At 32.9% G+C, this 26,114-nt stretch carries 14 protein-coding genes; 2 read left to right on the forward strand and 12 right to left on the reverse strand.

Annotated features, from left to right (window positions below):
* The 4 genes from AWE51_RS27020 to AWE51_RS14595 form a co-directional block, all read right to left on the reverse strand.
* Nucleotides 1–1,130: heparin lyase I family protein (locus AWE51_RS27020; RefSeq protein WP_066314682.1), on the reverse strand; the 1,130-nt coding region annotated here is incomplete at its 3' end.
* Nucleotides 1,131–1,210: 80 nt separating this feature from the next.
* Entirely contained in the window at nucleotides 1,211–5,731 is a 4,521-nt protein-coding gene (locus tag AWE51_RS14585) for a polysaccharide lyase (protein WP_066314685.1), read from the reverse strand.
* A gap of 162 nt (nucleotides 5,732–5,893) precedes the next feature.
* On the reverse strand, nucleotides 5,894–7,726 hold the full coding sequence (locus AWE51_RS14590) for a polysaccharide lyase (protein WP_082832452.1): 1,833 nt from the start codon (nucleotides 7,724–7,726) through the stop codon (nucleotides 5,894–5,896).
* Between the two features lie 68 nt (nucleotides 7,727–7,794).
* Entirely contained in the window at nucleotides 7,795–11,214 is a 3,420-nt protein-coding gene (locus AWE51_RS14595; RefSeq protein ID WP_066314690.1) for a cellulase family glycosylhydrolase, read from the reverse strand.
* A 547-nt stretch (nucleotides 11,215–11,761) separates the two neighbouring features.
* Between AWE51_RS14595 and AWE51_RS14600 the strand changes: the two genes are divergently transcribed.
* Both AWE51_RS14600 and AWE51_RS14605 read left to right on the forward strand, forming a co-directional pair.
* Nucleotides 11,762–15,826, forward strand: coding sequence for a hybrid sensor histidine kinase/response regulator transcription factor (locus tag AWE51_RS14600; RefSeq protein ID WP_066314694.1), 4,065 nt, complete (start codon nucleotides 11,762–11,764; stop codon nucleotides 15,824–15,826).
* A 197-nt stretch (nucleotides 15,827–16,023) separates the two neighbouring features.
* Entirely contained in the window at nucleotides 16,024–16,644 is a 621-nt protein-coding gene (locus AWE51_RS14605) for a hypothetical protein (RefSeq protein ID WP_066314697.1), read from the forward strand.
* A 77-nt stretch (nucleotides 16,645–16,721) separates the two neighbouring features.
* On the opposite strand, the gene AWE51_RS14610 is transcribed toward AWE51_RS14605, so the two are convergent.
* From AWE51_RS14610 to AWE51_RS14645, 8 genes are read right to left on the reverse strand one after another with little or no spacing between them, the layout of a single operon-like run.
* The gene (locus tag AWE51_RS14610) at nucleotides 16,722–18,266 is read right to left on the reverse strand and encodes an alpha-L-fucosidase (RefSeq protein WP_066314700.1); all 1,545 of its coding nucleotides are present in this window, start codon (nucleotides 18,264–18,266) and stop codon (nucleotides 16,722–16,724) included.
* 26 nt (nucleotides 18,267–18,292) lie between these two features.
* Nucleotides 18,293–19,789, reverse strand: coding sequence for an alpha-L-fucosidase (locus AWE51_RS14615; protein ID WP_066314702.1), 1,497 nt, complete (start codon nucleotides 19,787–19,789; stop codon nucleotides 18,293–18,295).
* 20 nt (nucleotides 19,790–19,809) lie between these two features.
* Nucleotides 19,810–20,511, reverse strand: a complete 702-nt coding sequence (locus tag AWE51_RS26160; RefSeq protein WP_082832453.1) for an L-rhamnose mutarotase — start codon at nucleotides 20,509–20,511, stop codon at nucleotides 19,810–19,812.
* A 15-nt stretch (nucleotides 20,512–20,526) separates the two neighbouring features.
* On the reverse strand, nucleotides 20,527–22,155 hold the full coding sequence (locus AWE51_RS14625) for a sodium:solute symporter family transporter (RefSeq protein WP_066314704.1): 1,629 nt from the start codon (nucleotides 22,153–22,155) through the stop codon (nucleotides 20,527–20,529).
* Between the two features lie 14 nt (nucleotides 22,156–22,169).
* Nucleotides 22,170–23,189, reverse strand: a complete 1,020-nt coding sequence (locus AWE51_RS14630) for a zinc-binding alcohol dehydrogenase family protein (protein WP_066314705.1) — start codon at nucleotides 23,187–23,189, stop codon at nucleotides 22,170–22,172.
* 1 nt (nucleotide 23,190) lies between these two features.
* Nucleotides 23,191–24,129, reverse strand: a complete 939-nt coding sequence (locus AWE51_RS14635; RefSeq protein ID WP_066314706.1) for an aldo/keto reductase — start codon at nucleotides 24,127–24,129, stop codon at nucleotides 23,191–23,193.
* 3 nt (nucleotides 24,130–24,132) lie between these two features.
* Nucleotides 24,133–24,894, reverse strand: coding sequence for an SDR family NAD(P)-dependent oxidoreductase (locus AWE51_RS14640; protein WP_066314712.1), 762 nt, complete (start codon nucleotides 24,892–24,894; stop codon nucleotides 24,133–24,135).
* 1 nt (nucleotide 24,895) lies between these two features.
* Nucleotides 24,896–25,978, reverse strand: a complete 1,083-nt coding sequence (locus tag AWE51_RS14645; RefSeq protein WP_066314714.1) for a mandelate racemase/muconate lactonizing enzyme family protein — start codon at nucleotides 25,976–25,978, stop codon at nucleotides 24,896–24,898.
* Between the last annotated feature and the right edge of the window lie 136 nt (nucleotides 25,979–26,114).

Here is a 26,114-nt window from a genome sequence, read left to right on the forward strand (position 1 = left end):
CCCCAAGTGAAGGGAGCATTTACCTCCTGACGAATAAAATCTCCGTCTACATATAATTTTACATTACTAATAGAACCATCATTATCAGATGCATTTACAGTAACTTCGAGTTCATCATAACCTTCGGGTAAACTAATATCTCCTGATGGTGAGGCAAAAGAAATGCTTGGTTTTTGATTGGATCCTCCAGTACCAATTGAAGAAGGACATTGACTCTCAGAAGACTCGGAAACACACCAATCGGCAAATCTAACCTGCTCATCATTTAATCCACTCGTTTTTCCTCTATAAATACCCCATTTAGGTCTATTATAATCTGCCCCGCTTCTCCATAAATCTATATTAGAATTAGAATATGAAAAAACTGTTTGTCCATTAGATATTTTTTTAAGCACTACATTGAGCGCGCCATTATCCCCATGTTTTATCTTTACATAGCCTTCGATCCATTCTCCTTTAAATCTAGATAGTGGCTCTTGTTTTAGATCAACATAAACAGAATTCGGGTTTTTTCTATTATGTACCAACTTAAATTTATCTTTTTGTGCTGATAAAGTTAGTATTGGTGGCTTATCATTACTTCCTCCTTTAGCCTTTAATTGAAAGAAGTGACAAAATCTATTACTAGCTTTATAATTACTTGCTAAGCGAAACTTCCATCTATAGTAGCTCGTAGAATTTCTGGGGTGACGTAAAGTATTGGAACTAGCTCCTGGTCCTCCTTTTATTTCAATGCGCACACGATCATCATTTTTACATCGATCATCATCGTCATCGATATGACTATGAAAAACAAATACATTCTTGTCTAGTTCATTATCAAACCTTTGGGTAATATGAGGTCCAAAACTCTTGTGTTTACAATCTGGATCCTCTATACCAAACCCATCATTTTTTATAACAGAATACCCACTGCCTGAACTGGAAGTAGCAGAACACCTTACTTGTGCATGAAGCATTTGGAAATTTAATGATAAGATTACCAAAGCTAATACACCAAATCTACTGAAAGGCATATTAGAAAATAATTTTTGCCTTCTAATATTTACATTTAATTGCTTCTTATTAGTAGCGAGATATTCTCGCAACCAAAATAACTTTTGATTAAGTCTTGTTTTAAAATTTTTCATTGTGATTAGTTGTTGTTATATGTATCAATTAGTATTAACACATTATGTCTAACAAAACATCCTATTACTAATAGTAAATTCTATTTTTTTACAAATAGGAGTGATTCTTTAAATCGTACAGCCTTTATCAATAAAAAATAAGACCCAGATGGTAATTCTGAAATCTCTAGGATCTCGGTTGTATTTTCTGTATTGACTTCCTTTAAAACTCGTCCATCTAGACTTACTATTTGTAGCTTTTTTAGGCCGGGTAACATTCCAGTAATTGTATATAAAGATGCAAGAACAGGGTTAGGATATCCTTTAATTTGTAATATGTCTTCTACGAGTTTTGAACTATTACAATTAGGCTCAGATGAAGAATTACTAAAGTAGATTGTGAAATTTCGGTTTTTCGAAACCAGTACGAAATTGTTTCCATCTCTTGCAACCCAATAGGCCCCATCTAAACCATTAAAACCGGTATTATTTAATGTAACTTCTGGTTTTGTGTTTTTTAATTGAAAAGACATCGTATTTTTAAAATCCACATACCAATCTGGTGATCCATTATTAGTATTAATTGCGAATTGATACAACCCATTATTTTGTGGTACCCAATTGATTGTGAATTTTCTGAAATTAGAAAGATCGGGCCCATTATCTCCAAGAATATGAACATTAGAGTATGCTACTTTATCCATAGCGGGTATTCCATTATTTGATGGAGTATCAAAATTACAATCAGTCCCATCACCATCTGTGGCTTTTCTTACGGTTAAAATAAAAGACGCTTCTGCAGTACTGGCATCATTATCTGTTGCAACTACTTTAAATATATGATCTCCTGCAGAAAGGTTAGTTACTTCTCCTGGATTTGGAGACCCATCATGTCCCCATTCATAAGGGGCTATATTCTCTTGTCGTATAAAATTGTTATCGATATATAATTTGACATTACTAATAGAACCATCGCTATCTGACGCATTCGCGACTACTTTAAAATCAGAATAGCCTTCTTGAACCGAAATATTTCCTGTAGGAGAAGAAAAGGATACAGCAGGAGGGATGTTTTCATTTGGATTAGTATTGTTTTTAGTGATTAGTATTACCCAATCTTTAGTACCATTATTTGGAGCATTCCCTAAAGATCTGTTACCTCCTCCGCTAATATTTGTTATGGAACCATTTTTCAAACTACCACCATTTCTAGGATCATACCATTGTACTGTAAATTGACCATTTTGTCCATTTAGATTTAAATTGGTAGAACCTCCATTTTTTAGATATACCACATAGGCTTGACCTTGTTTTGCGTAGCAGTAATCACTGGTATTTGAAGACAACGAATTATTATTTCGCATTTGAGTTAATGGAAGATTGGCGATCTCAAAAAACCGAATTGCGTGTCGGCCATAATCCCACCATTTATCTCTACTTCTAAAATCCTGAAGTGACAAGTCTGAATGTGCATTTTGATATCCAAAATACCATTCGTTACCCCATCCACCAGCGAGTAAGGTTGCCCACATGGCATTTTTTCGGCCATCTGTATGAGAATTTGCGGCGTTATTATCTGGTCGAATTGCATATTGTGCATCTCCAGGTTCGTCGCATGCAATAGCCCATTTTTTTCCGGCATTTCTAGAATCATCGATACCTTCTTTTACTTTACTAAAGACATTACTAAAATCAGATTTATTAGTTTGTAATGAAAAACCGGTTAGTTTTGATTGATTGCCTGTGAGGTAATCAGGAAAATCATTTGGGTGTTTATGAATAACAACATGATGACGATAAGGATCATTTTTGAAAAAATATTCTGCCATTGAACGTTCTTGTGTTGGTGATTGGTCTACCGGTTGAGGGCCACCTCCATTCTCTTCTCCTAAGTTCCAGTTAAGTGCTAAATTATGACCAAATCTTGCAATTAGTTCGCGATAATATAATTTACGCTGTGTTCCCGTATTTCCATTGTCAAGTAATATTTCATTTTCGGTCTCCTGAGTTTTAAAATGTGCAAAGATTCCGTTTTGTTGCATATGTTCAATAACAATAGCCCATTGCGCCAGTTTAGAAACATCTATACGCGTGCGTTGATTATTGTTAACGTATGGGTATACATTTTCATCATCTCCATTAATATTCATTGTTAAAAAAGACATTGAATTTAATCCTTCACTAGCGATATAATTTACAGCTCCTATTAACCCTTTTCCCTTACCATTTTTCCAAGTAGGATCGCCATTATTCCAATCCCCGACATGTGGCGCATAATTCTTCCTTCTATTTCCTGCATTGGGGGTATTGTCAAAATCGGTATACGCCAATAAATTCTCAGGAGAATCTGGCCCTTGCTTAATCATATATTCTCCTGTTTCAGCAAATTTCAGGTAATGTTCTCCTACATATTGTAAACGTCCTTTTGCTCTAAAATCTCTACCTGTTTTGTCTGAAGTACTAATCGTAAAAGATCCTGTTTCTCCTTCCATATAGCCTGCAACAGTTCCTCCAGTATTGCTATCGTTTACTGCCACGTTATTTCCTTTTCTAAAGGAGACTTTGTAGTTCCATTTACCAGTTTTATCTGGTGCAAAATGTACTCTCCATTTATTACCATTGGTAGCTGAAGTTTGTGCTGCTTTGCCATCGGTAGCATAATAACCTGGAACTATGTATGAAGGAGAACCACTTTGGTGGGTAAAAGTTACATTTAATCTATAATTTAAAAACGGATTGTTACTAGCAGTTTCAGAGGTATTAGGACCATTAAACGTTAAAGTTACTTTATGCCATTTTTTTAACTCACCTGTTATAGAGGCATTGGTGTTATTTCCACCATTGTCACATTTAGTTTCTTTGGCAGCGGCAAAAGCAGTTGTATTGTTAACAGAGCTATGTCTTAGCAATATTCTATCAACATTCCATTTTATAGATCGTCCAGATAAAGTTAAAGTATAGGTTTTTCCTGCTTTAAATTTGTAAACAGCATTACGTTTATTAGTTTCTCCACCGGCATCTAATTGTTCTGCCCATCCCCAACCTGTTGCAGGACCACCAAAAAATTTGGTGTCTTTTCTTAATAAAGATTCTGGTGCGTCATCATTATGATTATTACCAGAGTTGGGACCTGGATCAAAATCTCCACTCATTTTTACATATCCATCATTATTTTTATCTTGAGGTTGTCCGTCTAAACGTTTTCTAGCTCTAATATATAAACGATAAAATCCTGCCTTATAAATTTTAAAAGTATATGTTAAAGGAGAGCTTGGAGGTCCACCGTTAGAACCATTTCCTGTGAATTCCAGGTGACCAGATCCAGAAAACCCTGGGTTATTCGTTTTTTTCTTCCATAGGCCTAAAGTAGAATTGGTATTTTCGGCTTCCATTACAACAAGACCATCTTTTTCTTCGTAGGTATCACAACTATTATTATCTCCTCCATCAGAAGAATCTGAAACAGAAAAACTTTTTGTAGCTTCGTTTTTGGCTCCGTCATTATCGGTAACGATAACTTTTAGGGTATAATTACCCTCTTGAACATTTGATATAGTATAAGGTGTAAAGTTTTCTCCATCAGTATCGACTAGTGTACCGTTTACAAAAACTTCGTGTTTTACAATAGTTCCATCTGGATCATTAGCATTGATATCCACAGAAATATTAGCGCCTTTAGGGTAGTTGTTATTACTTGGACTTGTAATAGCGATTGAAGGAGGTTGGTTATTTGTATTACCTGTGTCAGAACAGTTTCTCCATACTTTAATATTATCAAAATATACATAATCGGTAGTAGGGGACCACCAAACTTGATCATTTGCTGCCCCTCCTCGATACGTATTCATAATCAACGCATTAATTTTGACGTCTTTTTTTCCAGGAAGTCTATATGTAATATTGGTTTCATTTAATAATAATTTACCGTCAACATACATTTTTAATACTCCATTTTTCTTTCCTAATGTATTAAGTTTAACATATTGTTTTATGGTATACCATTTATCTTTTTTGATATTTCTAATAATGTCGTAATCAACACCACAACGCGTATTTTTTTCTGGAAAATAGGTGTATACTACAAGTTTTGGAGCAGCAGTACCTGCTCTATTTGTTCGCCACATTAAACGACAAGAAAAGCCATTATCAATATTACCTTGATTTGTAGTACATCCTGACGGAATTGCACCAGGGTTATTTTTAGAAGATCCTCCTAGACCAGGAAGTTTACCGCCAGCAGCCCATTTGAAATTTTTATCAAACTTGACTCTGTATTCTAAAATTGCTTCATCTGCATTATCAAAAGAACTATCAAAAAGAAAACCGCCTTTTCTACCACTTGCTGCATTCTTGATATATTCTGCACGTAATTCTCCATTAATTACACGAGTTTTTTGTGGCCAATTGCCACCTATACCTCTAATTTCACTAGAGGTTCTACCAGAAACCCTAGGAAAGTCACTTTTGAGCATTGATAAAGTATATTCTTTATTTTGATTTGCGTATTTGCTAAAGTTTTGATTAATAACCAGTTCATTACTATTACAATTTTGTGCACGGACACTCGAAACTATAATTAATAAAATGATTAAAATCTTTATTTGATTTGAGTTTGTTTTCATGATGAGTTTGTGTTTATACTATTTAGTTTGTGGAGTAGCTATAAATTTTAAAAGCCTATTGTTTAAGTATATTGCATTATTTTACTCACTATACAAATGATTCAAAGTGTTGCTCTTTGCGTTTAAAGTTTATTCTGAATCAATATTTTAAGTTTAAACAGTTTAGTCTTTGATAAACTTTACCTGCTTTACTTCTTGATGAAGAGACCATATTTTTATGAAGTAAATACCCTTATGTAGTGTATTGACAATCATTTTAAGGTTTTCTTGTTTTGATGAAATTGGATTGGAGATAACTCTTTGGCCATGTAATGTATAGATATCTAAACGGTATGCCGAAGAAGGCAAATCTTGAATAAACAATTGATTTTTAACTGGATTGGGATATAATCTAAGATTTTTAGCATTGTTAATCGAGGTTATGCTTTGATGCTTAGCTATCATGCATAAAGGAGGTTGCGATGAATTACTGAAACAAACTAAAGTTTCTTTATTTTGTGATTTCATGATTAGTTCATCGTTTTTCAATGTAACCCAATAAGTATCATCAAGACCATCAAAACCTGTATTGTTGAGAGTTATTTCTGGTTGAGGATTTCTAAGTTGATAATGGGCTGTTTTAGAAAAATCAACATACCAATCGGGATAACCGTTATCTGTAATTAAGGCAAACTTGTATAGAGTATTGTATTTTGCACTCCATTTGATAGATAGATTCACAAAATTACTAAGAAAACTTGCATCTTGAACTCCCATAATGTGAACATAATTATAGTATACATTATCCAATCCTTGTACCCCCTTTGTATCAGGTAAAATGAGTGAGCACGTAGTATTACTTTGTACTGTTAAGGTTAAATACGTTTGATTAGTTTGGCCTTTGTCATTTGTAGCTACAGCTTTAATGCTATATACGCCTGGTATGAGATTGTTTAGTTCATTTGGATTTGGAGATCCAGAATGACCCCATGTATATGGAAATTTTCTTTCTTTTCGTATAAAATTATCATTAACATATAATTTTACATCAGAAATTTTACCTGTAATTGATTTGGCTATAACTTCTAAATCTAATTCATATCCTTCTTGAACAATTATATTATTTTCGGGGTTTTTAAAAGAAACTGAAATAGGATCGTTGTTATCGTCTCCATTGTCATTAATTCTTGTTTTTGAAACAATAAAATCATCAAAATAAGCATATTGATCTTTGGTAGGTTTATAATCATTACTACTTCCTCCAAAAAAAGTAGATAAGTAAATAGTATTAAGTCGAATATCTTCTTCGTTATTTTGACGATAATCTCCATTGTCTGTGATATCTATCGCTAATTCTCCATTAAGCCATCCTCTCATGATTCCGTTGTTTTCACCAGCCGTATTGAGTTTATGATACACTTCAATATGATTCCATTGACCTTTTTTTAATTTCACTTGATCTGGTTGTGGACCTCCGGGTTCGTTATAGGGATCGATTAAACTCCAATTTACAGATGCTTTCCATTCACTCCAGGTTGGTCTTGTTTGGAAGTGATTATAAAACTCTAAAAGTCCATCCCGCCTCCACATTAATCGTAAAGACATATTTCTATCTCGTGTTTGATATGCCAATCCTGGTAATTTGGCACCTGCTCTAAATTCGAAATCCGCAGGAATATAAACACGATAACTAAAATAAAGTTCATCAAACGATTCATAATTCTCCCAATAAACTTTGGTATGCATGCCACTATCATTAGTCTTGACTTTTCCTTTGGGGTATTTAATCTTAAGAACATTCCCTTTATCTTGAAATGAAGAGATTGATACTCGCCCCTCATCTGCACCTTTACAAAAGTTTACTTCAAAGGCTTCTTTAAACTCTTCAGCATTATATAAACCGGTTCTTAAGTGGTCAAAATTATTTTTGTATATCTCGTTTTGTTGGCTAAGCAACGTAGTCGTATATAAAAACCAAACCATCAGGATAAGGTTTCTTTTAGTAAAGAAAATCATTGATTTTATATTTTGATTAAATTTCCAGGAGAAAATATTTTCTCCTGGATTTTAAAATTAAAAGAGTGTTATTTTTTAGAAAAAAGCATGGATGTAAAGTATCCCGAACCTCTTATGATAACCATATATAGACCGGTTTCAAGAGAAGATACATCTACTAATACTTTATTGTCGTTTAAAGGCTTTTTTATAATAGTTTTACCTTGTATATCTGTTATTTGGATTAAAGTTCCGTTTGGGGAGATATTTGATATGGTTAGCATTTCATTCTCAATTGGATTTGGATATAATACCATTCGTGCACTTTTACCATCTAGTATAGACGGAGTATCACGGTTACCTTCACAAGTGGGTACTATGTTAGAATTATTGAAGTAAATACTGAAACTTTTAGTTTTAGAAACCATTACAAAGTTATCTTTGTTTTTTGTAACCCAGTAGTCGCCATCTAAACCTGCAAATCCTGAATTGTTGATCGATATGCTGGGATTGCTAGAGTTAAAATTATGAGTCATAAAATCTCTTAGGTCGGTATAATAATTTGGTATACCATTGCTCGTATTAATCGAAAATTGATATAGTCCGTTTTGGCTAGGGTTCCAGTTAATTCTAAATCTCCTAAAATTGCTTAGATCTGGGCCGTTAGTACCTAGAATATGAACATTAGAATAAGAAGCCTTGTCGAATGCCGGTAAGGAAGAAGAAGTAGGAGTTCCAAAATTACAGCTATTAGGGTTTGGGTTATCCGGATTACCAGAATCGTCAATCTTAGTGATTTTAAACCAATTTATGTTCCAACTCTTACCTGTTGCAACTAACTTTAAAATTTGATTTCCTGCAGATAAATCAACTTTTGTAGTTATAGTTGTCCAATTTTGCCAACCTCCTGTATTTGGGATTGATGTCTTGTCTTTAGAATCATTATTGATCCTAAAATCCACTTCACCACTATCAAATTTACTGGCTACGCGATATTCTATTTTATATTCAGCTGATTCAGGGATTATTATTTTATATTCTAAATAATCACCAACATCTAGCCATCCTACATTTAGACCACCTCCTATATCAGTTGTGGATTGGGTTTGTATACCTTGCATATTGCAATACTCTTCAGCTTCAATTTTTGCAGATATAGCAAGATCAGGTCCATTACATCCTTGAGGTTGTTCATCTTCAACTTTAAAAGTAACAACATTAGAAGTTTTTGTTGCCCCATCATTATCTGTTGCTTTTGCTGTTAAAGAATAATTGCCTTGGACTGCATTGTTAATGGTATATTCAAAAGGGAATGAGGTATCTTGACCAATCTTTTGATCGCCGTTAAAGAATTCGACTTTTTCTACAGATCCATCAGGATCAGAAGTTGAAGTATTAATTTTGATTGTACTTCCGGTTTCAAAAGAAGCTCCTGTACTTGGTGTGGTGATTTTTATGTTTGGAGATTGATTACCTCCTCCTTGACACGGTATGATGTTCCAAGTTGGACATGATTGTATCACAAAATTTGTTGTGCCATCACTAATTGGAAAATCAATGCTATTTGGATTCCTGGTATTATTCCAGATATGAATTTCTGATGGACTACCACCTTTCTTTCGAGCAGTAGGTATTTGATCGGCTTTGGTACCTAGATTAAATGTATTGTCAAAAACGGCATTTCTAAAACCTGTATTATATCCCGTTTTTCGATCTTGAAAATCAATACCACTGGCAAGAACGTTAGAATTATCTCTATTAAATGTATTATTGAAGACAAATGTATACGCTCCTTTAAGGTCTATAAATGCATCTGCACTATTTTCTCCTGAAATTCCCTTAGCAGAAAATGTACAATTTTTAATAATAGTATTTTTTGTACCTTCTTTTACATCTACACCTTCAGCAGTTACATTTGGACCAACTATACAATTATCAATAGTATTATTATTACAATCAGGATTATAAGGATTGTTGTGTTGTTTTCTATCGGATCCGATATAAAGTCCTTCACCAATTCCTGGTTTCTTAATTCCTGTGTTGTATACAGAACATCCTTGGACCAAATTATTACTAGACCCATCTCTTAAATGTATACCTTCTTCACCTATATCATGTACAGATACGTTTACTATTTGACTATTACTAGACCTATCTAGGACGAGACCTTTGGACCCTTCTTTGAGTTCTAGATCTTTAATAATCCAATGATCCCCAAGAATTCTCATAATATAACTATCGTATTTGTTATCGGGACCTTTCAAGACTGGTCTATTTGAAGCATTTTTACCTCTTATTATTATTGGTTTGGAGGCAGTACCATCAGCACTAGAATAAAAACGAGATGCTTTGCCATCATTATCAGGAAGATCTGTTTTTTCTAATGCAGTATAGGTTCCCGGAGCTATTATGATTTCATTTCCTGGTTTTGCATTTTTCATAGCATTAATGATACAATCCACAGTATTACAATTAATAATACCTCCAGAATTAGGTGGATTTCCGTTATCATCAGACCAGTTCTTAATAATATCTTTAATGAAAACTCCAGTGTCTGTTAACTCATTGTTTTTTAATCCATTAATTCCTTTTCCATTTTTAACAATAGAGGCTCCTTCGGGCTTATCACTTACTGCCCAGTTTACGTGACTAATGTTATTTTGTTTAAAAAAAGCCATCCATTTTTGTGTTTCGGCTTTGTCTGTAGCTCCATTTCCATCTGCATTAACAGATCCCCATTCTGTTGCAAATAATGCAATCCCATTATTCATTGCTCTTATGGCTTTATCTCTAAGCCCTTGACTATGAGTTCCTGCGTAAAAATGTAATGTATATGCAGTATTTACATCATTAATAGGATCGTTTGATGCAATATCAACGTCTTGAGACCAAGTTGGTGAACCTACTATGATTAGATTATCGGGGTCTTTTGATCGAATAGCCTTAATTATAGCAGTTGCATAAGATTTAACTTCGGACCAAGATTGGCGTATTGGTTCATTATAGATTTCATAGATGATATTATCTTTATCGCCATACGTTTCTGCCATTTCTTTGAAAAAATCAATAGCTTCATTTTCATAGTTTTCGGCTTCGTGTGTATGCCAATCAATAATAACATAGATTCCCTTTGCAATGGCGGCATCTATAACCTTTTTTATTTTTGTTTTTTGAGCAGAGGGGCTGTCGATATATCCGTTTCCATTATCCCAGCTTTCTTTTACGCCCATCGCAACTCTAATGATAGAACTGTTCCAGTTATCAGATAAGTGAGTTACAGTTTCGGCTGCGTAAAAGTCGGAAGTATCCCCGGCATTACTCCAAAATAAACTATTACCCGCAAGACTAGTTGGAGTATTAGTTTTGTCAACTATGGTATTTCCTTTTACTTGCAATCTTCCATGTTTTTCTACAATAGATTGAGCAGAAATTTGTAATGTTAATAGGAGAAAGATATAAAGCAAATGTTTAGAAAGATTCTTGATTAAAAAAGAATAATTTGTTTTCATTGTCATGATTTAGTGAGTTTGTGTGTTAATTTTTAAATTAATGCATACCAATACAGTATACATCATCATATAATAGATGTTGTTCTTTAAAAAATGATATTACTTTTAAATAATTACACGATAGATCATGAAAGAGGAAACTGGATCTAATCGGTGTTTTACACAATAGTTTGTGTTATAAACGAAATTTTACATACTTTGGGACTCTAACAATTTTCATAAAATGTGTTTTACGTTATTACTTAATTTCTCCCAACTTGACTTAATTTAATACAATCAATTTTTGACTATTAATTACAGGGGTAGTCGTAATCAATTTTCAAGAACAATTTTAGGTATTAAATAAATTCTAAAAGTCCGATTCTAGGGGGGGATAAGTACAAATATTTGGTAATCAGCTGATTAAATTTGTTGATCTTGCGATTTTTGATCTGCTGTTAAGAACTTTTCTTTACATAAAGTACTAGTGCAACTCATAATATTAATATAATAATTTGATAAAATAACGTTATATTTATAGATAACTAATCATGGTCATACCCCAAATATGAAAAGAGCAATTACATCAATTGTATTTCTTATACATTTCTGTGTTTTTTCTCAAGAACATGATTTTAATAACTTTATTCATTTATCTGTATCCGAAGGTTTATCGCAAAGTACAGTAGTCGCTGTTGAACAAGACCAATTTGATCAAATGTGGATTGGTACGCGTGATGGGCTTAATAAATATGATGGAGAAGAAATTACTATTTATCGAAATAACCCTAAGGATAGTACTTCATTAAGTAATAATGATATCCTATCGATAAAGGAAGATAAAGAAGGTTTTATTTGGATAGGGACCTATAACGGACTTAATAAGTTTGATCCTAGAACTGAAAAATTTACTAGGTTTTTATACTCTTCTAAAAAAAACACAATTTCTCATAGGTCTATTAGAGCTATTAAGGAAATGAAAAATAACACCTTATGGTTTGCGACTTCTGATGGTTTGTTTATTTACAATCGTAAAAATGATGAACTAATACATTATGATAAAGATGAAAATACGCCATCTCAACTTAGAAGCGACTTCATAATTGATATCTACCAAGATAAAACTGGTGATATCTGGATTGCTACTTCTTTAGGGCTCCATAAAGTTGTTAATTCAGAAATAGATCATTTAAAGTTTGAAAGATTTGATAGAGAGCAAGGCACTGATTCAAATATCTTCATACAGACTATCAATGAAGATGCAAACGGTAATTTATGGATAGGCACTAAATTTAATGGACTACTTGTTTTTAATACAACAAATAAGCGTTTTGTGTCTTATAATGAATTAAATGATAAGAAAATAAAAAGCACCGATATTCGAAGTCTTAAATATGATAAGGATTCTAACCTTTGGATAGGCACTTATGATGGGGTATTTATAAAAAAAGCCAATAATGAACTGATCAAAATTATTAATCAACCAGGAAATCCAGATAGTTTAAGTAAAAATAGTATTAAAGAAATTTTCATTGATAAAAACGGATCGGTTTGGATCGGAACTTATTATGGCGGTATCAATTTATGGGATATTCATAACAATAATTTTCATGAACTTTATCTCACAAAAGGAGAACAATCTTATCACTTGGGTGTTGTGAGTTCAATTGTTGAAGACAAAAATGGTTCTTTTTTTATAGGTACAGAAGGCAATGGTGTAACCGTTATTCAAAAAAATGGAAAAACGAATAGTGTGCTGACTAATGCTTTGAATAAAAAAGTAAAAAACTCTAACATTAAATCCCTTCTCTTAGACGATCAAACATTATGGATCGGTACTCTAAAAGGAGGAATAAAAGAATTTAATATTGTGACTCAGGAATTTAATGAATCTAGTCATTTAGAGCTTAAAGATATACTATCGAATCAGGGAGTATATGCGATCCAAAAAATTAAAAACCTACTCGTTTTTGGCACCTTCGGAAGAGGGGCAGTCATATATGACCGCATCACAAAAAAAATTAGTTTTATCCAGCCTCGTGTATCTGATATCAATTCTTTGACAAATAGAAGGATTCGTAGCATGTTTTCTGACCAATCAAATAATCTTTGGATAGGAACTGATAAAGGGCTTAATAAAGTGTCCTATAAAGAACTTACCGCTAACACCCCAGTATTAAATCGGTTTCTTTTTGAAGATGATATCGTATATGGTCATAATATTTTATGTATTTACCAAGACCATCAAGGAAGTATTTTTGTAGGGACTAAAGAAAAAGGAATTCAAAAACTTGTTAAAGATAAATTTGAACCATTTAAAATAGGGCTAGTAAATGCAGATATTACAACAGTATACAGTATTGTTGAAGATGATCAAAAATACCTTTGGATAAGTTCTAACCTTGGATTAGTACGTTATGATCCAGTAACAAAAAAGACGATTCTTTACGATCAGGCTCAAGGATTTTGGGGTAACGAGTTCATAAATAATTCATATCTTAAAGGAAGCAATGGTCATTTGTATTTTGGTGGGGTAAAAGGGGTAGCTTTTTTTAATCCCAAAACACTTGGTAAAAGTAATTACAAGTCTAAAGTTGTACTAACTGGTATCACTGTTAACGGAAAAGACCCCAATAAGAACATAGCCTTTATAAATCAAATTACTCTTGAACATGATGAAAACTCATTTTCATTAAATTTTGCGTTACCAAGTTACATAAATACTACAGATAAAAGGTATGCTTATAGACTTAAGGGGTTAAATGATGAATGGAAATTTACAACCAATAACGAGGCAAGTTATACCATTCAAAAACCTGGAGATTATATTTTTGAAGTAAAAAAAGTAAACAACGAAAATGTATTGAAAGAAGCATTTACTAGTATTAATATTAGGGTAAAGGCCGCATTTTGGAAAACAAAATGGGCGTTTTTGATTTATATGATACTAACTATTCTGATTCTACACCAAATATATATTAATATCACAGCCAGAATAACCCTTGCTCATAAGTTAAAGTCAGAACGATTAGAGAACACAAGACAAGAAGAAATTAATACCTCTAAATTAGAATTTTTTACAAATATCTCTCATGATTTTAGAACACCTTTAACTCTTATACTAGCACCGCTACAACAACTTATAGAGCGATACAACGGAAGCAGTGATATGTATACCAAATTGCTTTTAATAGAGCGCAATGCAAAGCAGCTGTTAAAGTTAACAAATCAATTACTTGATTTTAGAGCATTTGAGAATAAGCACTCTAAATTAGAAGCAAGAGAAGATAATTTAGTGCGTTTTCTTGATGGAATTTATAGATCATTTCAAGAATATGCGAAAATTGGTAATTACAAGTATTCATTTGATTCTAGTTCTGAAAGTATTTTAGTTTTTTATGATGAAATTAAATTGGAGAAAGCCTTTTACAATGTACTTTCGAATGCTTTTAAATATACACCTAAAGGGGGAGAAATTGGTGTAAAAATATACGAAACGGACAAAGAAGTGTTTATTGAGATTTCGGATAATGGAGCAGGAGTTGATAATGAGTTTATGAATAAGATTTTTGATAGATATTATGAAATGGCTAGTAAAGTCGAATATCAAAAACATTTTAATCAAGGAAATGGGATAGGTTTACATATCGCCAAAAAAACTTTGGATTTGCATAAAGGTAAAATAGCAGTAAAAAGTGAAAAGAAGAAAGGAACGACATTTATTATTACTCTTAAAAAAGGACGTGATCATTTAACAGAATCCGAAATAATTACTGGAAAGCAGAATAACAAAGATAGTATAGAGTATAAAGATTACAGTAATTTTGTCGAAAACATCGAAAATATTAACCTAAATACATTATCGTTATCTACCAAGAAAACCAAAATTCTTGTTGTAGAAGATAATCATGAATTCAGAAAATTTATAGTAAATCTTTTGGGAGAATTATATAGCGTAGAACAAGCAGAAAATGGATATGCAGGTTTTAAAATGGCATTAAAAGTTTTTCCCGACTTGATAATTAGTGATGTTATAATGCCAAAAATGGAAGGAACAGAGTTTTGTTCCAAAATTAAAAACGACAAAAGAACAAGTCATATTCCTTTTATATTACTCACCTCACGGTCATCTATTGAGCATAAGTTTATTGGCTTAGAATCGGGAGCCGATCGTTATATCGATAAGCCATTTAATATCAAGGAATTTCTTTTAGTCATCAAAAATTTATTAAAGACGACTGAGCACCTAAAAAGTAAATTTATTGAAAATAATGCCAATTTTGAGGATAACAGAATAGATTCTGAAGAAGAGAATATGCAAAGAAAAGCAATAAGAATTGTTGAGAATCATATTGATGATCCATCTTTTGATATACAATATTTTAGTTCAGAATTGGGGCTTAGTAGAACGATGCTGTTCGTTAAAATAAAAGCATGGACTAATCTAACACCAAAAGAATTTATTAATTCTATACGAATGAAAAAAGCTGCCGAATTTTTAGAAATAGGAGGCTTTAGTATTTCTGAGATTGGTTATAAAGTAGGTTTCAAAGACCCAAAATACTTTTCGAAAAGCTTTAAAAAGTATTATAAGAAGACACCATCAGAATATGCAGAGACGTTTTACTCTTAATATCTTTAGTTCTTTCAAGAGAAAAATAGACTTTTATAGATTAGTTTAATGTTGTTTAAATACAAATGTTAATGAAGAGTTGTCTGTGAAAATTGGACTCTTAATTAAACTATTTTGATTGCCATAAAAAATCTCTATGATCTTAGCTTTGAAAACATCTATCGATGTTATAATTTTGTGGTATAAAACCCTAAAATATGAACAAAGTAAACCTACAAAAAAGAATGAAGCTATTCGGCACACTACTAATTTTGATCTTTTGCATACAAATACAAGCGCAAAACGATCAAGTTACTATTGAACCTATGGGAAAAGAGGAGTTTTCAGTTAGAAGCCTTAATGGAATCCCGTATACATTAGTTGTAGAAGAAAGTAACACCGACGGACAGTATCATCTTGGCAGTACGGGCTATCTTACATTTAAACTAGACGATATGATCCAAAAACGAAGTACAGTTAGGATTGTATTAGAAGAAGAAATTCATGCATCTCTAGAAGAAAAACTTGTTAAACAATATAGATCAGATGTAGATTGGATTAAGTCTTTACTCGATATTAAAGAAGATAGTGAATTTAAAGTCTTTCCTTCTCGTCCTATATTTTCTGATGCAGATTTAGAAAAATTAAAAGGACAAGTATTTGAATATGCCGATACAGATAATAAAGAAAAACGCTTTTATGAGTGGATTGAAAAAATAAATTATTCTGTTGGTGCGGTTCGTTATTTTAGAGAGCTGTATGCAGCCTCTAATGGAAAAAATAATGAACAAAGACGTAATTTTTTACCCATAAATATATACGAAGCACTTAATAGATAAAGATAAAATTTACAACAGGTCATACTCAGAACTGTGAGTATGACCTGTTGAATTTAGGTAATTTGTTGAAAATCAAATTATAGTTTTTCTTGTGGTTTGATTTTAAAAACCCAAGTGTGTTCTAAATTAGTTCCTTTAGGAAATTGAATTTCTAAGTGTTTACTAGTTTGTGTAAATGCTATTTTTCCCTTATACCCTAAAAGTTGTATTGATTCAATATTAATGTTAGAAGTATTTAACGTTCTGATTTTAATGTTTTCAGTAGGAGGGATTAGTATAAAGGCATAAAGATTTCCTTTATTGGTCGTAAAACGAATATCTTCCTGAGTAAAATTTTTATTCTTACTTTCAGAAAGGTGCCCCAATTCTGTTTTAGTAGGACCTTCTCCGTAAGTCTTCCAATGTTTAGAACTATAGATTGCTTCACCATTTAGATCTAACCATTTCCCAATTTCTAATAATGTTTTTTGTTGATCGTCAGGAATAATACCGTCTTTTCGTGGACCTATATTTAGTAGTAAACATCCATTTTTACTTACAATATCTACTAAGTCTGCGATTAGCTCTCCGGATGATTTTGGAATCCAGTTTTTGGCGTAGTACCAAGAATTTTTTCCTATAGAAGTATCTGTTTGCCAATATTCTGGACGAATAGAATCTAACTTGCTACGTTCCAGATCTAGCATATGAGTACCGATAGGGTAAGATTCATATTTATAATTTTTAGTTTGAAGTACTACCTTTTTTCCTCTTTTTAAACCAGAGTTGTAATAGTATGCTGCTAGTTTTTTATGATATGGGGCAAATTCTGGTCGATCTAAGAAAAAATCAAACCAAAGAATATCGGGTTGATATTTATCAATAATTTCTTTAGTTCGAGGCCACCAAAAGTTTGCTAGCCACTCTGCACTAGCCGGCTCATCAGGTTTATGAGGAGGGGCATAAATATCTGAAAATTCAGGATTACCTGTGTCAAAATATTCTTGTTGATTGTAAAAGTTCCAATTAAAAGCCAAATGAGAACTTGCTCCATAAATCAAACCTTGCCTTTTAATCTCATCTGTTAATTCTTTAAAAACATCTTTTTTAGGCCCCATATTAACTGAGTTGTATTTGGTTATACTGGACTCATATAAAGCATAACCGTCGTGATGTTCTGCTACGGGAACTACATATTGAGCCCCTGATTTTTTAAATAAATTAACCCAATCTTCTGCATTAAAATTTTCCATGGTCCACATTGGAATAATGTCTTTATATCCAAATGTTTTTTGATCTCCGAACTTTTCTTTGTGATAGGCTACTGCAGGGTGTGGTTTGTTTTTTGTGATTTCACCAGTTTGTGGATTCATAATCCCATTATCCAAATACATCCAACGCGGATACCAATCTGTATGTAATTCGGCAACCGAATTTGGTCCCCAATGAATGAAAATTCCAAATTTAATATCTTTCATCCATTGCGGGATTTCATAATTACTTAAACTTTCCCAATTTTCTTTAAATTCAAATTTTTCCTCTTTAGCAGTTTGATCTTCTGTTTTTGTTTCGATTTTAGCATTATTTTTTGATTGACAAGCTACTAAACCAATAATAAATAATATGTAAATTAATTTTTTCATTTTTTGAACTTTTATCAAAACCGTGATTATGATTTTCTTTGAATTTTGAAGACACAAGCATGCTTACCTTTAAAGTTAGCGGGCATTTCAATTTTTAAGTTATGTTTGTTTTGTTGGTATTTTAACTTTGCATCACTACCCAATAATTCTATAGAAAGTATATCATTTGCATATAATCTACCGTAAGATCCTAATGAATTAATAGTAACCTCTCCTTTAGGTATCCCTAGGCAAATAGCATATAGTGTATTGTCTTTTTGGGTGAACCGAAAGTCTTTGGATGTATAAGATGCATTAGTTTTCTTTTCTGAATAATGACCTGTATTGGGTAAAAATGAAGGCCCTTCTCCGTATACAGACCAAGGCATGGTTTCATAAATCGCTTCACCATTGATTTGTAACCAATCTCCAATTTCATATAGTTCTTTTTTTATAAAATCTGCAAAAGCACCATCAGGTTTCGGAGGAACGTTTAATAAAAGAATTCCATTTTTTGATGTAACATCTACTAATATGTCAATTATCAGATTAGCATCTTTAATTCCCATTCCTTCCTGATACCACCAACTAACGGGTTGACAGATATCAATATCGGTCATCCAGGTATCATATGTCAATTCATCAATGAGTCCATTTTCAAAATTTCGCATTCCAATACCGGGGGGAACATCATGTTCTTTATAAACAAATGCTACTTCTTGATTGTTTTTAAGTGCTGTGTTAAAATAATGACTGATATATTCTCTTTGTCTACTTTCATTAACACCATTAAAATAGATCTCTTTAGAGACAACTTTTCCGTTTTTAAAGGAGTTTATATTATGTGCTCGAACAGTACCTCCAAAAGAAACATCAACCCAAGAAATATCTGGACTGTATTTTGTAACCGCTTCTTTCATTTTCGATAACCAAAGATCTAAATGTTCTTCTGTATATCTGGATTGTTTTTCAATATGATTTTTCCAGGGTATGGCGTCTGTTACATCCTCATCATGAGGTGGTCCGTACAATTCATAAAAGTTTGGATCTTTTCTACCAGGATTATCTCTGTCGATAGCAGCACGATACCAATATCCGGAATGAAAAGACATGATGAATTTCATATTGCGTTTTATGATTTCTTTTTTTAATAATGCAGATATGTCCTTTTTAGGTCCCATATCCACGACATCTAATTTAGTTAGGTCGCTATCCCAATGTACCATCCCGCTTCCGTGCCATGAAACTGGCCCTGCAAATTTGGCTCCTGATTTCTTAAAAAGTTCGGCCCATTCAACAGCATCAAAATTTTCAAACTTAAAATCGCTGATCATCTCATGCTGATATTTGTTTTCATTGCCTTTGATGTATCTCATACTTTCTAAAGAAAAATGAGTGTATATTCCAAATTTGGCATCTTTTAACCATTGTGGTATTTCATGTCGTTGCAATGAAGTCCAAGTTGGTTCATAGGTATCCTGTTTTTTTTGACTATATCCAATAAGTGATATGCAAACCAAGGTTATGCTAAATATTTGTTTCATAATATCTTAAAAAAAGCTTTTTATTTTTGCAAAATCATAGTTTGCCACTTTTCGGTAGCTTTGCTTTGTGGGTCTACTTTTTGAAATTTAGCTACGTATTCTTGCCATTCTGATTCTCGAGGTAGTTTGCTCCATTTTTCTCCATCTTTAGCCATGTCAAAATCTTTTCTTGTATCCATAATCAAGTACGCTTGATACCCATCTAAATAAAGCTCCATATCCTTAATCCCCATTTGTTTCATGTTATTCGTGATTTCTGGCCAGGCTTTTCCAATTCCGTGTACTTGGATATATTCGTCTCTTAATTTCTTATCATTAACTATTTCAAGAGTAAGTACATATCTTTTAGTATCTGTTTGAGTATTTATTAGTTGTCCTTCAGAGGAAGTATACTCTTTTTGTTGGTCCATTTTATAGATTCGCTTTAAAGGCGAGGTACTCGTTAGTATATTATCAATGCCTTTACTTTTTAAAAGCGCTAAAGTTTTAGAGTAATCATAATCAGAAGGAGCATCTATAACTAAGAAGGCTTTTTCTTTAATTTTAAAAACTTGTATAGATAACTCGGTGTCTTTTATATTGCTATTATCTGGTACTGTTTCTGATGGGACAGCAAATGCAAATCTTCTTATCTGATTCTCATCTTTTTTATTATTCGAGCATCCAGTTAGTGTTATCAAAAGAAAGGGGGTGAACAGAATTATTTTTATTATATATTTCATAGACTTTTAATTTTATTACGCTAAAAATTCGATGATACTCCATAGTACAACTAAAACAACCATAATTATAATCCCAATGATTCTATAGTCTGTGGCTGATTTGATTTTGTCTAGGTACGCACTAGCAGAAAAAGTTAGTGCCTTTTGTTGTGTGGTAGGTTCTGGAGTTAATAAGCTTACTGAAACAAATAGGATGCAACAGATTACGAAAGCCCACCATGCTTGCATCATAAAAATAACTCCCCAAGTATCGGTAATTAATTTAGTGCCATTTTCATCTGGAAAATCTAATGTAAACATTAATATACCTATAACAAGGCCTATGGCAAAAGTAATTTTAGCAGCTTCTTTTGTTCCTCTTTTCCAAAAATAACCAAGAATAAATACTGCTGAAATAGATGGAGCAATACTAGAACCAATTGAATTTACAATTGTAATTATGGATCCTCCTTTTGATCCCGCAATAAGAGAAAACAAAATTGCAATAATCATGACTACAAAAGCAGTAATTTTACCTATAGTTACTAATTTTTCATCTGATGTTTCTGGTTTAAGTCTTTTTATAATATCTATAGAAACTAAAGTTGAAGAACTATTAAGTGCTGCTGCAACCGAACTCATTAACGCGGCTAACAATGATGCAATCACTAAACCAACTAATCCTACAGGTAGTAATTTAGATACTAAAATTGAAAATGTTTGTCCTGTACCGGCAGTATTTATTTCGTCTTTAAAAAGCACAAAAGCTAATAGACCAGGTAATAACATGAAGAATACAGGAGCAAGCTTAAGTATTGCAGTAAACATTGGACCAATGCGTGAATCATTTTCTGACTTTGATCCAAGAGCTCTTTGTACGATAGTCTGATCGGTAAACCAATACCAGATTCCTAAAACCGGGTATCCCAAAAAGACCGCGTACCAAGGGATTCCTCCAGTTTGTGCCACTGTTGCATCTGATCTTAACATAGATAAACTACCGGGATTAATTTTTGATTTAAATATTTCAAAATCTGTAATACCAACCTCTGGTAACATCATTAATCCAAATACAGTAATTAAAATACTACCTCCCAATAGCATTACGGACTGAATAGACTCTGTAACCGCTACGGCTTTTAACCCTCCTAAAATTGTATATAATGCAGTTAAAAATGAGATTAATAATACACCCCAAAGTTGATCTAAACCAAAAAACTCTTTCATAATAGTTGCTCCGGCATATAAACTTATCCCTATATGAATTAGTAATGCGGTAAGAATAGCAAAAACCACCATAAAAGTTCTCGAAACTCCATCAAATCTCCTTTCAAAATACTCTGGAATGGTAGCAATTTTATTTCGAAAATAGAAAGGGGCAATAAATGCTCCAAGAAAAACTAAACAAGGAATCGCCATCCATTCAAAAATCCCATCTGATAACCCGGATGTAAACCCAGACTCTGCAAAACCAACGATGTGAACAGTTGATATGTTTGAGGCAAAAAGAGAGGCCCCTACAACACCCCATCCAAGGGATCTACCAGCCAAAAAATAATTATTAGAAGACTGTTTTTTAAAACCTCCTCCAGCCCATATACCTACGATCACGATTCCTATAAGGTAAATCGCAATAATGGATAGATCTATGATAGTAATATTCATGATTATATTGATTTTTAAAACTCTATTATAGCTTTTACTAAATCTCCACCGTATTCATAAAGCTTTTCGAAGGTTTCGGGAACCTCTTCAAATTTGATTCTATGTGTTATGTATGTTTCGGGATTGATTTTTCCGGCTTCAATTAATCGAATGATTCTGCTAAAATCAGAACTTAGAGCCGCTCTGCTGGCCATAAGTGTTAGTTCTTTTTTATGAAAATAAGGATCATTAAAAACAACATCTCCTTGAAAAAGCCCAATAAATACAATAGTTCCTCCTGCTGCCACATACTTAAATGTATTCAACATTGATGTAGGATTTCCCGTTGCATCTAGTACTACTGTAGGCAGGTCACCGTTCAGTATTTGCATGATATCTTTTTCGATATGATCAGATACTAAAATTGTATCATGGATACCAGTAATTTCTTTAGCTTTATTCAGTTTATGGGTATCAATATCCATAACGAGTACTCTTGCTCCTGTAAGCTGCGCAAATTGAATAGTGCCTAATCCAATAGGTCCTGCACCAATTACTAATACTATATCATCGTGTTGTATTCTAGCTCTATCTATTGCATGACATCCAATAGCTAAAGGCTCAATTAGGGCTAATTGGTCATTCGATAACGTATCAGAGGGATGAAGGAATTTGGCAGGTATTTTTAGGTACTCTTGCATACCACCATCAACATGCACACCCAGTACACGCAGATGTTCTCCGCAATTAGTTTTCCCTCTTCTTACGGCCTGACCAATTTCTTCATTATAATAAGGCTCTAAAGAACAATTGTCATTAACTTTTACGTTGCTTACATGTTCTCCTGTAGCTATTACTTTTACAGCTAATTCATGTCCCAGAACTCTTGGATATTCAAAAAAAGGTTGCTTTCCTTTAAACGCATGTAAATCTGTACCACATACACCAATCTTGTTAACCTTAACCAAAACCTCATGTGGCTCTAAAGTCTCAGTTGGCTTTTGTGTTTTATATTTTTCCCAAACACCAGGCGCTTTTAAACGAATTACTTCCATATTATTTTTCTGAAATAGTATTAGTAACTTCCTTGAATATATCTATTGGTAATTTACCTAACTTCCAATCTGATATAGTAGATTGAATTTGTTTTAAAGTTCTTGCTCCCATTACCACTCTATCTGCTTCTTTAATAGAAAATAAATAGCGTTGTGCCATTGTTGCCAGTGGCATATCGTATTTATCTGCAATGGCTTTCACTTTTTTTGCATTCTCCATATCTTTATGAGTAATCCAAACATCATCAACCCCTTCTTTTAAATATTTGTTATACCGATTTCCAAGAAGTGAAAAATGTAGGGCAGAAGCTGCATAATATGCGATTCCTTCATTTTGATAATGTTGAATTTCTTCGTTAAATACAGATAAATTGCAAGCATCCATTTTTAAAAAGCCAGAAACTACATCAAAATATTCTTTCTTAACATACGGCATAAATGTAGCATTAGGGTTTCCTCCAACTCCCAACATTTTAACCAATCCTTGAGATTTAAAACTTAATAAAGCTTGGATTGTTGATTCGATCTCATGTTCAGGAACTAACTGAGGTTCATGAAGAAATAATAAATCTATGGTCTCCAATCCTAATGTTTTAAGACTATTCTCCAGACTTCTTCTCATCCCTTCTTGAGAATAATCCAACTTTACTTCGAATGCATCAGCTCCTTTTAATCTTCCGATTTTTGTACTTACAAATGGCTTCTTCCCTTTCCATTGTCTTAAAGCTTCACCAACATACAATTCTGAATTAGCATATGATGGTGCCGTATCTAATACAGAAATTCCATTTTCAAAGGCATATAAAAGGGCTTCTACAGATTCTGTAGCATCTACTTTCCCCCATACACCTCCTAATCCAGAAGTACCGTATACTAATCTGCTTTCATTATTAAAAGCTTCGCTTAGTTCATGATTATCGATATAGGATGGTTTCTTCATAGATTAAAAATTTACAGTAGCTCCACCATCAACTGGCAGTACGACTCCTGTGATATATCGTGCAGCTTCAGAACTTAAAAAAACAGCAGCATTACCAATATCACTAGTTTGACCAAAGTCATCCATAGCAATACGGTTTACAATTTGCTCTTTTCTCTTTTCGTCTTTATTAATTGCATTTAAGAACATATTAGACTCAATCCAACCTGGTGCAATAGCATTTACACGAACATTATCTTTAGAATATTCTGTAACTAATGCATTTACCATTCCGGTAAGTGCCGTTTTAGAAGTTCCGTATGCGATTACTTTATCTATTCCAAATAAACCAGCCATAGAACCTATCATAATGATAGCTCCTTGTTTTCGAGCTAACATATATTTAGCACATTCACGTGTTAAGGCAAAAACAGACATTACATTTGTTTGTAAAATTCTTTCAAAATCTTCGTCTGTAGTATCTTGTGCCATTGCTTTATGATGTATACCAGCATTGTTTACCAAAATATCTATGGGACCAATTGTAGATTCAATATCAAGTACTAATTCAGGAAGAGCAGCTTTATTCGTGATATCATTTACTCTATAAAAATTACCTTTTCCTAATTCATCAATTGCTTGTTTAAGAATTTGTTCTCTTCGGCCAGTGATAACAACCTTACCTCCGGCTTCTACAATTGCTTTTGCAATACCAAATCCAATGCCTGTGCCACCACCTGTAATAAGTGCTAGTTTGCCTTGTAGCGAAAAAACAGATAATCCCATATTATTTTATTTCCGTTAGTCTATCATCGATAAAGTTAAAACCCCAACCTGGTAAATTATGAGGTTGCGCATACCCGTTTTGTACCTTCATTGGATTGTCTATAAGAGGATCTACCCAATCAAAAGATTCTGCACCAACTCCGTTTGGAATAGTACAAAGCAAGGGTACATCATAATCTTTATAATAGTGAGGTAATACAGGAAGATGAAAACTATCTGCTAATGCAGCACTTTCTCTCCAAGCCTCGACACCTCCGATGCGTAAAATATCTGGCTGCCAAATATCCAACGCATTTCTGGTTACTAATTCTCGAAGTGGTAGGGTATCAAACTCTCTTTCTCCCATAGCTAGTGAAATTCCTGTTTGATTTTTTAAGATTTGATAGGATTGAAAATCCTGATGATTTACAGGTTCTTCAAACCAATTTATATTTAAATCTTTAGCACTATTAGAAAGTTTAATAGCTGAAGGTAAATCCATTCCTTGATTGGCATCCATCATTATATCTACTTTATCGCCAACTGCCTCTCTTACTTTTTTAAGTCTTTCTAAATCTGTTGCTACTTTTGGAGAACCTACTTTAATCTTAACAGCTTTGAAGCCTCGATTAGCATAACCTGTAACCTCTTCAATGAGTTCATCAATAGAGTAGGAGATCCAACCACCACTTCCGTAGATACTTACTTTGTTTTTAGTAACGCCTAATATTTTATGAATAGGCTCACCAAGTGTTTTTCCCCAAGCATCCCACATTGCTATGTTTACAGCTGCTTGAGACCATCTTAGCAATCCTTGATTACCGAAATACTCGAATAAATTCTCTAACTTTTGATGAACTACTCCGGTTTCGTTCGCTTTATAACCTTTTATTACAGAAATTACATCTTTTAACGCTCCAATAATAGCATTAGGAGAATATTGAAATGATAACAAATAGGATTCTCCGATAACTCCATTTTCTAACTGAATTCTCATTACTATAAATGAGATTTCTGTTAATGTATGTGTAGCGTCCGAAATAGGTTTTTTAAGTTCAGAAGATGCTTTAAAAAGTTTTACATCTCTTATTGCCAAATCATCCATATATAGTATTACAAATTTTATTTTATCAAAGATCATTTAATTATTAAGCAAAATGATACAGCATATTGTACTTTTTGTGTACTATATTGACTTTTTATGGTTTTTTAAGTAGGATTATTTAGTATTTAATATATTT

This window comes from Aquimarina aggregata, assembly GCF_001632745.1.
Taxonomy (GTDB): domain Bacteria; phylum Bacteroidota; class Bacteroidia; order Flavobacteriales; family Flavobacteriaceae; genus Aquimarina; species Aquimarina aggregata.